This window comes from Cobetia sp. MC34 (assembly GCF_018340035.1).
Taxonomy (GTDB): Bacteria; Pseudomonadota; Gammaproteobacteria; order Pseudomonadales; family Halomonadaceae; genus Cobetia; species Cobetia amphilecti.
In genome coordinates this window covers 26,383-39,535 of sequence record NZ_JADPPY010000009.1, presented here as the reverse complement: position 1 = coordinate 39,535, position 13,153 = coordinate 26,383, and the positions used below count along the sequence as shown (strand labels likewise).

Sequence of the window (13,153 nt, the reverse complement as noted above, 5' to 3'; positions counted from 1 at the left end):
TCGCGGCTTGTTCATTACGGGCCTTCATCATCCCTCTTGTTTCCGCCTGCTTTTCCTATCCTTTGCCCACCTTTCCCCCGCCGTTCGCCCTCCGTTCGCTCTCCGTTCGCCCTGGAACACGAGAAGGCCCGCCAATTGGCGGGCCTTCTCGTATCACATGCTGGCGGGGCGCATCACGCTCTGAGTCATCAAATTCTGCGCCTCTGAATCATCAGACTATGAGACACCAGCACTCGGGGTGCGGGCTCAACGCGTTGCCCCCTTGAGCACCGCAGCCGAGGCCGCTGTGCTCGCCTTGCCGGCGTGCCCGGATACATTGCCTTCCCCCTGTGACGGCGAGGACATGTTGACGAATTCCGGGTAGGCGCCCATGCCGCATTCGTGCATGTCCATGCCTTCCAGTTCTTCTTCCTCGCTGACACGCAGGCCACCACAGACCTTCTTGATCACCAGCAGCGCCACGAAGCTTGCGCCGAACATCCAGGCGAAGATGATCAAGGTTCCCAGAATCTGGGTACCGAACGCGGCGTCCGGATTGGAGAACAGCACCGCCATGATGCCCCACAGGCCTGCGGAACCATGCACGGAAATCGCGCCGACCGGGTCATCGATCTTGAGGCGATCAAGCCCCACCACCGACAGCACCACGATGATGCCGCCCACCGCGCCGACCAGTACCGCAAGGCCGGCAGACGGCAGCAGCGGTTCCGCGGTGATCGAGACCAGACCGGCCAGGGCACCGTTCATCACCATGGTCATGTCGGTCTTGCCGAACATGGCGCGTGACAGCAGCGCCGCGGCCACCATGCCAGCAGAAGCCGCCGCATTGGTGTTGACGAAGATACGCGCCACGCTGTTGGCATCATCGAGACTGGCGATCTTGAGCATCGAACCGCCATTGAAGCCGAACCAGCCCATCCACAGGATGAACATGCCCAGCATGGCGATCGGCAGATTGGCGCCCGGAATGGCACGCACCTTGCCGTCAACGCCATAGCGACCCTTGCGCGGACCGACCAGCAATACCGCCACCAATGCCGCCGCCGCACCCGCCATGTGCACGACCACCGAACCTGCGAAGTCCTGATAGCCCATCGCATCCAGGAAACCGCCGCCCCACTTCCAGTAACCTTCCACCGGATAGATGACCGCGACCATCACCACCGCGAAGATCAGGAACGGCCACAGGCGCATGCGTTCCGCCACGGCCCCCGAGACGATGGACATGGTCGCGGCGGCAAACACCGCCTGGAAGATGAAGTCCGCCATGCTGGAGTAATAGGCGGCGCCTTCGCCAGCACTGATGTCGCTGAGGCTATTGTCAGCGCCGAGCATGAACGACAGCCCCGGAATCACGCTGCTGATGGCGTTGTCACCGGGATACATCACGTTGTAGCCCACCACCAGGAACACCAGACAGGCGATGCCGTAGAGCAGCGCATTCTTGGTCAGGATCTCGACGGTATTCTTGGAGCGCACCAGCCCGGATTCCAGCATCGCGAAGCCGCAGGCCATGAACATGACCAATGCGGTACACATCAGGAAGTAGAACGTATCCAGCGCGTAGCTGAGTTGCAGCACATCGATATTCACCAGCGTTTCCCCTTTGTTGTTATTCGCAAGCGCTGTGGTCAGTGGCTTGCGATCCATTCCCTGTCACGCCCTCGGCGCCGAGAGTTGTTTGACGAGAGCTCTTTATCAGGAGCTATTTGCCAGAAGCTATTTGCCAGAAGCAGCTTGCCGAGAGCGTGGTCTAGACTGCTGCCTGCGCCGTCGCCTCGGTGTTGGTCGCGACACTCGCCTCGCGGACTTCCAGCCACTCGAGCACGCTGGGCAGATAACGCGTCAGTCCCTTGTAGTCGATCAGCTCCGCCGGCAGGGTCTTCAGCACCTTCAACAGCCGCGTCTGCCAGACCGGGTTGGTACACAGGTCTTCCAGACTGATCAGATAGGTGCGGATACCGAAGAACAGCGCATGACTAAGCGGCATGCGCACCAGCGTCTGCAGCTCGACCCGCAGATGCACATCACGGCCAGCGTTTTCCGGCGTGATGGTGGTGCGATCACTGCCCCACTCGGCATAGGTCTCCGGGGAGCTGTCCATGCGCGGATGGATGGTCATGGTCCAATTCAGACGCCGCACCGGCCCGCCGACCTGGATGGCGCACAGGTATTTGAGCGCGCGATCGAACACGCCCATCTCATGCGCCAGCGGCACCGGGCCATGCCACTGCTTGAAGCTCATGCCGGCATCGAAGGCCAGTGACCAGTCCGCCGGACAGGTGATCATGCCGGCATCCATGAACAGGTCACCGTCACGCTGGTCGAGCAACGCGATATCGCCCTGCATCTGACGGCCGATATAGTCCAGCGGTGGCAATGGCAGGCTGGCGTCATCGCCCATGCAAAAGGCCTGCTCCAGCCCCAGCAGATGGTTGCGCCACACGCAGTCATCGCCGTCGCGCTCGAAACTGAAGGCCTCGGGATAGTCCCTGGCGTAATGCGTCATCACGAATTCCAGGAAGTCCCAGGCGGCCGGCTGCATGTGCGGCATCACCAGGCAGCGCCTGGGGTCCTTGGCCAGCACCCGCTCACGCTCGGCGATCTCGCTCAGATAGTGCTCATCGATATCCAGCATGTGCTCGGTGATGGAACCCGGCTTGCCGGGCAAGGTATGCGGCTCGATATTGACCGAGTAACGGTACTCATCTTCCGGGAACGGGAAGGGAAAACGCTGGATGGCGTGATCGGAATTCTTGAAGGTGAACAGACCATGGAACGCCTGGTCATCTCGCGGGGAAAATTGCATGTTCCTGCTCCTTGGGGGTCCATCTCGCGAAAGACGTATTCAGAGATCCAGCACCAGCCGCTGGCTGCGTGCCCGGGAAACGCAGGGCATCACGCAGCGCTGACTGGCCCGCTCCTGTTCATCGAGGAAGGCGTCACGGTGCTCCGCCTCCCCCTCCAGCATGTCGACCCGACACTGCCCGCAGACGCCGCCACGACACAGGCTCGTCACCTCGACACCGCTGCGCTCCAGCGCTTCCAGCATCGACTCCTGGGCGCCGACCGCCACTTCCACACCGCTGGCGCGCGCCACGGCCGTGAAGGGAGTCCCCGGTTCCGGGGCGGCAAAGACCTCGTGGTGGATGCGCGCGAGACTCCAGTGCAGCTCGCGTGCCGCTTCCTTCACGGCATCGATCATGGCCTGCGGGCCGCAGAGATAGACGTGCGTGCCGGCGGGCTGACGCGCCAGCAAGGCCTTCAGGTTCGGGCGTTCGAGACGATGCTGGGTGATGTTGCCACTCGCCAGATAGGGTGCGGCCTCCGGGAAGCGGGCGACGTCGAGGTCCTGGCTGCGCAGGTGCAGCTCCCAGCTGGCGCCACGCCGCTCAAGCTCCGGCAGGTAGGAGAGAAACGGCGTGATACCGATGCCGCCTGCCAGCATCAGGTGATGGCGCGCCTGCCAGTGCGGCAGAAACAGGTTGGCCGGCGGGCTGAGTTCCAGCTCGTCACCGACCTGCACACGGGAATGGATGGCTTCGGAGCCGCCACGCGAGACCGGCTGACGACGCACCGCGATGCAGTAATGCGAGGGATCATCCGGCGGGCTGATCAATGAGTAGGCGTTGCGACACACCCGCCCTTCTCCCGGAATGCCCAGCACCACATGACTGCCCGGCGAGAACGGCGTGAAGGGGGAAGCCTCATCGGCAGGCACCAGAGTGAGACGGCGCACGCTGCTGCTGAGCTGATCGACCGCGGCGACCCGCGCCTTCATGAAGCGAGACATGGTGCCACCTCCTCCTGTGGGGGAATCTCTCCCGGGGCTTCCGCATCGATTCGCACGCCCATGTAGGCGCCGAGACGCTTGGAAAAATGATCACGCACTTCCAGCATCAAACCGCAGCCATCACAGGCTGCCGGCGAGTGGATGACATGCTCACTGACCTGCTGACAGTGCACGCAGAACACATGCCGCCCCAGGGCAGCGACCGGCAACATCACCATGTCGTCCAGCAGCAGCCCCTGCTGCTGAGCCAGATTGGCGACCTGCCACACGAAATGCTCACTGCCGATGATGACCAGACACCCCGCGACACCGATCTCGCTGATGGCGCCGACCAGTGCGTCGCAGGCCTTCGGGCGGTCATCGACGTCATACCAGCGATGCAGGCGGGCGTTGTCGGCGGGCCCCGTGGGCAACGCCTCTGTTGCCGGGGCGGATTGCACGGCGCCTCCCACCTCGTGGCTGCCGAGCTGATCGAGCAGCGTACTGATCAGCTGACAATGCATCTGCAGCTGCTGACGGGCGTTGCCCGCCGCCTCACCAGTGCCTGGCAGGCTCTCGGGAGACTGGCATGCCACCAGATAGCGTTGGGCATCGGGCAGCGCCTCGATGCGTGGATAGTGTTGCCGACTTCGAATCCCGGCAGTGACAGAGGATGATTGCGGGCTTTTCATGACACGACCCTGCTCTGAGAAATTGTCCTTGTTGTAATGCCGCCGTCTTGACGATGACGTGCATCCGACTACCACTCCATTTCTTGAGCATATTTCGTGCCATTGACGGCGAAATCATTGCCCAACATACCCGGAAAAATCGCCTGAAAACCCCGCTTCATATATGAACAATCAATCGAGACATTCGCGCACCAAAACAGAACATTCAGCTCAGGTAAAACGACTTTCATTCACCATTATTGCTCTGATTCAATCTCACCCCACAAGCCAACCTCTACGCCTGACATCTTTCTCATAAAATAACCACAAGATACTGAAAGAATGGAAAAAAATCTGCCTTGAGAAAATCACGCCCTCTCCATCGACACGACACCATGCGCTACTCCAACGCCAGCATTCTGACGCGCTTTCGCTTGCATGATATTGGCCGGATTACTTGACTGGACTCAGCACAAAAGAAAGCGCCTCACCGAAGGGTGAGGCGCTTTAGTGACTCGATGGCGTCAGGTCATATTTTTCCACATCCACTGGAGCGTAGTTCTTGTCACTGCGACAGCTTGCCTGGACAACATTGCGGCGAACTTGCTGACAAAAGGCTTCGCAGCTTTGCCATGACAATCATGCGCAATGGAACACGCACAATAGAGATCGTGCCATCAGTAACCACCCTGTCCCGGCACCCAGTTGGTGCCCGCCAGCGGCACCCGGGCCATGGCCGCGGCTTCCACGTTCAGGGCGACCAGATCTTCCGGTTCCAGGTGGTGCAGGTGCGACTTGCCACAGGCACGTGCCAGGGTCTGGGCTTCCAGCGTCAGTACGCGCAGGTAGTTGGCCAGACGCTTGCCGGCTGCGACCGGGTCCAGTCGCTGACTCAGCTCTGGGTCCTGGGTGGAGATACCGGCCGGACACTTGCCATCCTGGAAGTCGTCATAGAAACCGGCGGCGGACCCCAGCTTCTGATACTCATCGGCATAGCGCGGATGATTGTCGCCCAGCGCAATCAAGGCGGCGGTACCGATGGCCACGGCGTCGGCACCCAGCGCGATCGCCTTGGCCACATCGGCGCCATTGCGAATCCCGCCGGAGACGATCAGCTGCACCTCACGGTGCAGGCCCATCTCCTGCAGTGCCTGGGTGGCCTGGGGGATGGCGGCCATGGTCGGGATGCCGACGTGTTCGATGAAGACATCCTGGGTGGCGGCGGTGCCGCCCTGCATGCCATCCAGCACGATGACATCCGCGCCCGCCTTCACCGCCAGCTTGACGTCGTAGTAGGTGCGGGTCGCGCCGATCTTGACGTAGATCGGCACCTGCCAGTCGGTGATCTCACGCAGTTCGGCAATCTTGATCGCCAGGTCATCCGGGCCGGTCCAGTCCGGGTGGCGACAGGCACTGCGCTGGTCGATGCCCTGCGGCAGCGTGCGCATACCCGCGACCCGCTCGGAAATCTTCTGGCCCAGCAGCATGCCGCCACCGCCGGGCTTGGCGCCCTGGCCGAGCACGACTTCAATCGCATCGGCCTTGCGCAGGTCGTCCGGGTTCATGCCATAACGTGACGGCAGATACTGATAGACGAGTCGCGAGGACTGGCCGCGCTCTTCCGGGGTCATGCCGCCATCGCCGGTGGTGGTGGAGGTGCCGATTTCCGAGGCACCACGCCCCAGCGCTTCCTTGGCCTGAGCGGACAGGGCACCGAAGCTCATGCCGGCGATGGTCACCGGCGTGCTGATCACGACCGGCTTCCTGGCATGGCGCGTGCCGAGCACGACTTCGGTCTCGCACTTCTCGCGATAGCCTTCCAGTGGATAGCGCGACATGCTGGCGCCGAGGAACAGCAGGTCATCGAAATGCGGCACCTTGCGCTTGGCGCCCCAGCCACGGATATCGTAGATTCCCGTCTCCGCCGCCCGCTGGATCTCATGGATGACATCGCGGCCGAAGGTCGCAGATTCGCGCAGTGCCGGGTTGTAGGGCTGTGTTTGAGTCTCGTCGGTCATGTTGAGCATCCTGATCAGTAGGCTGAGGCGTTGTCGACCTTGAAGTGATAGAGCTGACGCGCGGATCCATAACGCGTGAAGCTGGCCGGGTCTTCATCGATTCCGGCACTCGCCAGCAACTCCGCCAGTTCTTCCAGGTGCTCGGCACGCATGTCCTTGGCGATGCAGTCCGCACCCAGCGATGCGACCGTGCCCTTCACGTAGATTCGCGCTTCATAGAGCGAATCGCCGAGCCCTTCACCGGCGTCGCCGCAGACCACCATGCGGCCCGCCTGGCCCATGAAGGCACTCATGGCCCCGATGTTGCCCTTGACGACGATATCCACGCCCTTCATCGAGATACCGCAGCGCGCCGAGGCATTGCCTTCGATGATCAGCAGGCCGCCGTGGGCGGTCGCGCCCGCGGACTGGGAGGCATCACCCTTGACCCGCACGCAGCCGGACATCATGTTTTCCGCCACCCCGACCCCGGTGTTGCCGTGGATGGTGACGCTGGCCTTCTGGTTCATGCCCGCGCAGTAATAGCCCGCATGGCCATCGATATCGACACTGATATCGTCATTGATGCCGCAGGCGATGTTGTGGGCGCCGTCGGAATTGACCACTCGCCACTCACGCGCCTCCTTCAGGGTATCGGCATCGTGCAGGGCCTGGTTCAATTCGCGCAGCCCTTCAACGGCCAGATCGTGTGTCTTCATCATTACGCGGCCTCCGAACGGGCGGTGTCTTTTTCCCACAGATACAGGCGGCCGGGTTCCGGCTCCCACACGCGGGCCTCCTTGATGCCCGGCAGACTGGCCAGGGCACGGTATTCCGAGGCCATGGCCACGTAGTCATCGGTCTCGGCGATCACGGCTGGCTTGCAGGCGATCGGGTCACGTACCACGGCGAAGCCATCACGCGTGCCGATGGTGAAGGTGAAGAAGCCATCAAGGTCCTTCAGGGCACCGGTGATCGCGGCTTCCAGGCTGTCGCCCTGCTCCAGACGCCAGGTCAGGTAGCCGGCGGCAACTTCGGAATCGTTGTCGGTCTCGAAGCTGATGCCCTCACGCTTGAGCTTGGTGCGCAGCCAGTTGTGGTTGGACAGCGAGCCGTTGTGCACCAGGCACAGGTCACGCCCGGTGGAGAACGGGTGGCTGCCCTGCAGGGTCACGGCGCTTTCGGTCGCCATGCGGGTATGGCCGATGATGTGGCTGCCCTGCATGCCCTTGAGTCCATAGAGGCTGGCGATATGGGCCGGCAGGCCCACCGCCTTGAGGATCTCGATGCTCTGCCCCACGCTCAGCACGCGAATCTGCGGGGCGCTGTCGGCAAGCCAGCTGCGCACGGCGCTCTCTTCCCCGGCGATCTTGAATACCGCGACACTGGCATTGCTGAACCAGTCCGCCACCGTGCCGACCTGCTCGCCCAGGCCCTTGGCGATCGCCTCCCAATCCTCATCGGCACCATCGCTTTGCAGCGTCAGCTTGATGCCAGCGTCAAATTCGTCGCCATAGATGGCGAAGCCGGCGCTGTCCGGGCCGCGATCGGTCATCGCGATCAACATCGGCTCGAACAGTTCCCCCAGGCGCGATTCCAGCGCCGGGTTCTTGAGATAAAGCCCTACGATTCCACACATGGTGATGTCCTCTCACGGGCAGGAGGCGTCTCCTGCCTGGTGTCTTGAGCGTGGTGGTGACAGTGGCGACCCTCGTCTGGCATGACCCGCGAGACCCGCGAGCGCCGCCGGATGAGATCAGAAGAATTCGGCGTAGCGCTGGACTTCCCAGGCACTGACCTGTGCGTTGTAATCCAGCCATTCCTCGCGCTTGAGGCGCATGAACTCGGCGCAGATTCCCTCGCCCAGGCTCTCGCGCAGAATGCTGTCCGCCTCGAGCGCATCGATGGCCAGCGAAAGATTCTGCGGCAGCTTCTCGATGCCCTTCTCGGCGCATTCGCTCGGGGTCAGCGAGTAGAGATTGATGTTGTGGGGCGTGCCCGGATCCAGCTTGCGCGCCACGCCATCCAGCCCCGCCGCGATGATGGCGGCGTGCACGAGATAGGGGTTACAGCCGGCGTCCGGCAGGCGGAACTCGAGGCGACCATAGGGCACACGCACCATGGCCGAGCGGTTGTTGTCCCCGTAGGCGATGAAGACCGGCGCCCAGGTCGCGCCGCTGGTGCTGCCACCACCGACCAGACGCTTGTAGGAATTGACGGTCGGCGCGGCAAAGGCACACAGCGCCGGAGCATGTGCCAGCAGGCCGCCGAGGAAGTGGTACGCCAGCGGCGACAGGCCCATGCCCTGGGCGTCGGAATCATCGCCGAACAGGTTGCGCCCGATGTCATCACACACGGACAGGTGGAAGTGCATGCCATTGCCCGGGCGGTCCGCCAGCGGCTTGGGCATGAAGGAGCACACCATGCCCAGGTCATTGGCGATCTCGCCGGCGGCCATGCGCACGAAGGTGAAGCGGTCTGCCGAGGTCAGCGCATCGCTGTAGGTGTAGTTGATCTCGAACTGGCCGTTGGCGTCCTCGTGATCGATCTGATAGACGTCGAAGTCCACCGCTTGCAGCGATTCGACCAGACGTTCGAGGAATTCACGCGAACGCGACAGGCCCTTGTAGTCGTAGCAGGGCTTGGCGAGGGTATCGCTCTCGTCCACCGGCAACAGCTCACCCGCTTCCCCCCGGCGGAACAGCGAGAATTCCGGCTCAAGTCCGCTATTGAGCGTCCAGCCCTTCTCCTTCAGGCGCTCCAGCTGCTTGAGCAGCACCACGCGGCTGTCGTTGGCGAACGGTTGCCCATTGACGTAGCCATCACAGGCCATGCGCGCATAGCCCGGCTGCCACGGCACCAGCGACAACGAGCTCAGATCACCCCGCGCCATGAAGTCCGGCCCCTCCGGCGACATGCCGAGACCACTGACGGCGAAGCCGGCAAAGCCGGCGCCCTTCTCGACCACATCCATCAGGCAATTGGCCGGCACGGACTTGGTCTTGGCAGCGCCATGAATATCCACGAACTGCGCCAGCAGATAGCGAATGTCGTGATCCTTGATGAACTGTTGCGCGTTTTCGGGTGACATCTGGGTTTCCTCTGAGAGCGGACCGGGTTCCATCTCCCTCGACACTGTCTGCCACCCCGGGGAAACCTGACCCCTTGTGGTGACTCGCCACGTCAAGATAGCGGATGAAACGAGTTTTTGTGATTCCTGCTGGTCAACTTTATTTCCCCTAAAGAAAAGCATGCAGCATGCCATTTCACCAGTTGCCGCCCAGAACTTTTCACCAACCTCCTGTTTTGCATGGAAATTTATTTTCCAAGCTCGTTTTACCCAACAGGAAACGCCAAGTGATCCTGAGTGAGTTCCTGCTCGTTTCTCGAAATAGGCATCATTTCGGTGCCCAAAGCCCTCTCTTCGCACCATCATGACGCAAAGCGCTAATATTCACGCCCTGATTCGTGCTGACAATCGGCGCCTGACTCGCTCAAGGGCTGCCGTGGCCATGGCCTTTGACGGAATTGGCAAGCCCCTTGCTTAACCATGAGGAATGTTTCTTTCCTTTGAAGAATCGCTCCTCGTGCGATCAGGCAAGGCAAGTAGCAGGTACAAGCCCTTGTGAAGCGCCTGAAGAGGCGCCTGAAAAGGCGAAAGAACAACAACACCTCCTGCGGCGGATGCGCGTCTTGCGCGCCATCTTCGCCAGCATCAGCAGGACTACGGCACCCCCATTTACGCTAGGCAGCACGACTCACAGGAGAAAGGGACGCATGGCGAATTCATGGCGCATCTCGGCACTGGCCGAACAACACCGCAAGCTGGGCGCGGAGCTTGAAGACTGGAATGGCATGGGCACCGCCTGGAATTACGCCGTCTCGGACACGGCCGATGACCACGAGACCATTCGCACCCGCGCCGGTCTGATGGATGTCTCGGGGCTCAAGAAGATCCACTGCAATGGCCCGCATGCTCAGGCCGTGCTGGATTACGTCACCACGCGGGACATGTCCAAGCTGTATCCGGGCAAGTCGGTGTACGCCAGCGTCTTGAATGAGGCCGGCAAGTTCGTCGACGACTGCATCGTCTATTGCCTGGCGCCGAACTCCTACCTCGTGGTGCACGGCACGGGCACCGCGAATGAAATGCTGGCCAAGAGTGCCCTGGGACGCGCCGTCAGCCTGACCTTCGATGACGACATGCATGACATGTCATTGCAGGGGCCGGTCGCGGTGGATTTCCTGGAGCGTCACGTGCCGGGTATCCGTGAGCTGCGTTACTTCCACCATCTGCAGGCCCAGCTGTTCGGCTGCCACGTGATGATCTCGCGCACCGGCTACACCGGCGAGCGTGGCTACGAGATCTTCTGCAAGGCCAAGGACGCCCCCTCTCTGTGGGAACAGATCCTCGAGGAGGGTGCCGACATGGGCATCAAGCCGTGCAGCTTCGGTACCCTTGACTGGCTGCGGGTCGAGAGCCACCTGCTGTTCTACCCGGCGGACAATTCCGAAACCTACCCGTATCCCGACCAGCCGGTGGGCGACACCCTGTGGGAGCTGGGCCTGGACTTCACCGTCTCGCCGGGCAAGACCGAATTCCGTGGCGCCAGCGAACACTTCGCGCTGCAAGGCAAGGAACGCGTCAAGGTCTATGGCGTGCTGCTGGACTCGAAAGACGTCGCCCAGATCGGTGACAAGGTCTACGCCGACGGCAAGTGTGTCGGTGTCATCACCCAGGGCATGTACTCGCGCCTGAGCGATCGTTCCATGGCGCTGGCACGTCTCGAACCCGGCTATGCCGAGCATGGCACCCCGCTGACTCTCAAGACCGGCACTGACGGCGAGACCAGCCTCTCGGCCATCAGCCATTCCCTGCCCTTCGATGACCCGGAAAAGGCCAAGCGACTGGCTCGCGGCTGATCGCACGCCACAGCCGCGAGGCAACAGCTCAAGCCCCGCGGCAACAGCGCGAATCACGTGATGCTGGATAGCGTGAAACCTGAGAGGCCTCCTCGGCATGGCGTCGAGGAGGCCTCTTGCATCACATGCCATGGAGTCAGGACGAGGGCTCGCCACAAACGTGGATGAGGGTTGGCGGTAAACTTGATAATGTCACCCGATATCCGCACGCGGGTGACGCGCAACGACTCCCACAAGGACGCGTATTCTCACCCCGCCTGCCCATCCCTATCGCATTCACCTCCGCCACAGGAGTTATCCATGCCGCGAGAATCCTCACATTCCTCCGATACACCTCAACCGACAGCGCCTGACACGAAAGCGCCTTCGCTGGCCGCGGAACCTGCCGCGCAGTCCGAGGTGAAGGAGACCATCACGGCGGCAGCCGACGAGACACGCCTGGGACTCGAGCAGCACATCGCGCGCGCACTCAAGCAGCAGCGAGTTTCGCAGGGCTACAAGATTTCCGACGTCTCGCGTATCGCCGGTGTCAGCCAGGGCATGATCAGCAAGGTGGAGAACGCCCAGGTGTCCACCAGCCTCGATACCCTCAACAAGCTGTGCAATGCCTTGAGTCTGCCGATCTCGAAGCTGTTCAGCGATTACGATGTCAACGGGCGTGGTGCCCAGCACATCAAGGCTGGGCAAGGCATGCAGGTGGTGCGCACCGGCACGGAAGTCGGCCATGCCTATCAACTGTTGAGCTACAAACAAGGCCCCAAGAAGCGCTACGAACCCTTCCTGATCACCATGGATGACGCCAGCGAAGTCTTCCCCAACTTCTGTCATGCCGGGCATGAATTCATCTACCTGCTTTCCGGCAACCTCACCTACCGTCATGGTGACAAGTTTTATGACATGGGGCCCGGTGACAGCCTGGCCTTCGATGCCGGTGTGCCGCATGGTCCCGAGAAATTGAACGAGGTGCCGATTCAGCTGCTGTCGATCATTCACTACGACGATGAATGAGCCTCTCTGACGAATGAGCCCCTCGAACATCCATCATCATCGTCATGGGGACTGGACAACATCAATGAAGATTCGCCTTGCCACACCCAAGGATGCTCAGGGAATTTCACGCGTCGCGTCCGCACTGGGTTATCTGCCCCACGACGATGATGCGTTGATCCTGCAGCGACTGGAGCACCTGTTGGCGTCACGCCATGACCGCATCTGGGTGGCGGAACAGGCAGGTGAAGTGATTGGCTGGCTGCACGCCCAGCATGTCTTTCGTGTCGCTTCGGCCGATTTCATCGAGATACTGGGTCTGTCCGTCGCACAAGAGGCGCAACGGCAAGGCGCAGGACGGGCATTGGCCAGGCAGGCCATTGCCTGGGCAACCGACGAGGCGCTGACCCTGCGGGTTCGCACCCATGAGGCGCGCGATGTCGCCAGGAAATTCTATGCCGCCTGCGGCTTTACCCTGGCCAAGACACAGTGCGTCTTTCAGATGAACCCGTGATTCCGCACGCCTTCCTGATCGAGCTCACCCGCCTTCCTGACTGAGTACACCCGCCTTCCTGACTGAGCACGCCCCGATTTCATGCCCTGCCATGCCCCGCAGGCCGGAGAAGGAATCGCCTGCCATGACAGCGTTGCAAGACGCGACCTGTATAGCTCTTCATTCCTATGGCAGTCGTATCGCCTGAATGGCGGCAGAGTTGTCGTCGTTTCCTCCAGCTACGGCACCTGTTTTCTGCGCGAAGAGACATGAGGATGCCGCTTCTTGCATGACATCCCTCCCCACGAGA

General features: G+C 61.7%; 11 protein-coding genes. 3 read left to right on the top strand and 8 right to left on the bottom strand.

Going from position 1 to position 13,153, the window contains the following annotated elements; genetic code table 11:
* Window positions 1-246: 246 nt before the first annotated feature.
* The 8 genes from amt to glnT all read right to left on the bottom strand — a co-directional run bounded on the left by amt (window position 247) and on the right by glnT (window position 9,531).
* Window positions 247-1,593 carry an ammonium transporter AmtB gene (amt, locus tag IZU87_RS06885; RefSeq protein WP_213114091.1) on the bottom strand — a complete coding sequence of 449 codons (1,347 nt, stop codon included), beginning with the start codon at window positions 1,591-1,593 and terminating at the stop codon, window positions 247-249.
* A 160-nt stretch (window positions 1,594-1,753) separates the two neighbouring features.
* The gene (locus IZU87_RS06880) at window positions 1,754-2,809 is read right to left on the bottom strand and encodes a heme-dependent oxidative N-demethylase family protein (RefSeq protein ID WP_213114090.1); all 1,056 of its coding nucleotides are present in this window, start codon (window positions 2,807-2,809) and stop codon (window positions 1,754-1,756) included.
* A 39-nt stretch (window positions 2,810-2,848) separates the two neighbouring features.
* A complete protein-coding gene (locus tag IZU87_RS06875) occupies window positions 2,849-3,793 on the bottom strand; it encodes a PDR/VanB family oxidoreductase (RefSeq protein WP_213114089.1) in 945 nt (314 codons plus the stop codon).
* Window positions 3,778-4,464 (bottom strand): dimethylamine monooxygenase subunit DmmA family protein, encoded by a 687-nt coding sequence (locus IZU87_RS06870; protein ID WP_213114088.1) that lies wholly within the window; start codon window positions 4,462-4,464, stop codon window positions 3,778-3,780. Before IZU87_RS06870 ends, IZU87_RS06875 begins: the two co-directional genes overlap by 16 nt.
* A 656-nt stretch (window positions 4,465-5,120) precedes the next feature.
* Window positions 5,121-6,461 (bottom strand): FMN-binding glutamate synthase family protein, encoded by a 1,341-nt coding sequence (locus IZU87_RS06865; protein ID WP_213114087.1) that lies wholly within the window; start codon window positions 6,459-6,461, stop codon window positions 5,121-5,123.
* Window positions 6,462-6,475: 14 nt separating this feature from the next.
* Window positions 6,476-7,162, bottom strand: coding sequence for a GltB/FmdC/FwdC-like GXGXG domain-containing protein (locus tag IZU87_RS06860; protein WP_249330475.1), 687 nt, complete (start codon window positions 7,160-7,162; stop codon window positions 6,476-6,478).
* Complete coding sequence (locus IZU87_RS06855; RefSeq protein WP_213114086.1) at window positions 7,162-8,079, bottom strand: class II glutamine amidotransferase; 918 nt, start codon at window positions 8,077-8,079, stop codon at window positions 7,162-7,164. Before IZU87_RS06855 ends, IZU87_RS06860 begins: the two co-directional genes overlap by 1 nt.
* Window positions 8,080-8,196: 117 nt before the next feature.
* On the bottom strand, window positions 8,197-9,531 hold the full coding sequence (glnT, locus tag IZU87_RS06850; protein WP_213114085.1) for a type III glutamate--ammonia ligase: 1,335 nt from the start codon (window positions 9,529-9,531) through the stop codon (window positions 8,197-8,199).
* A 686-nt stretch (window positions 9,532-10,217) separates the two neighbouring features.
* Here glnT and IZU87_RS06845 point away from each other — a divergent pair.
* From IZU87_RS06845 to IZU87_RS06835, 3 genes are all read left to right on the top strand, one after another.
* Entirely contained in the window at window positions 10,218-11,363 is a 1,146-nt protein-coding gene (locus IZU87_RS06845; protein WP_213114084.1) for an aminomethyl transferase family protein, read from the top strand.
* Window positions 11,364-11,663: 300 nt separating this feature from the next.
* Entirely contained in the window at window positions 11,664-12,371 is a 708-nt protein-coding gene (locus tag IZU87_RS06840) for a helix-turn-helix domain-containing protein (RefSeq protein WP_153635588.1), read from the top strand.
* A gap of 64 nt (window positions 12,372-12,435) precedes the next feature.
* Window positions 12,436-12,864, top strand: coding sequence for a GNAT family N-acetyltransferase (locus tag IZU87_RS06835; RefSeq protein WP_213114083.1), 429 nt, complete (start codon window positions 12,436-12,438; stop codon window positions 12,862-12,864).
* Window positions 12,865-13,153 lie beyond the last annotated feature (289 nt).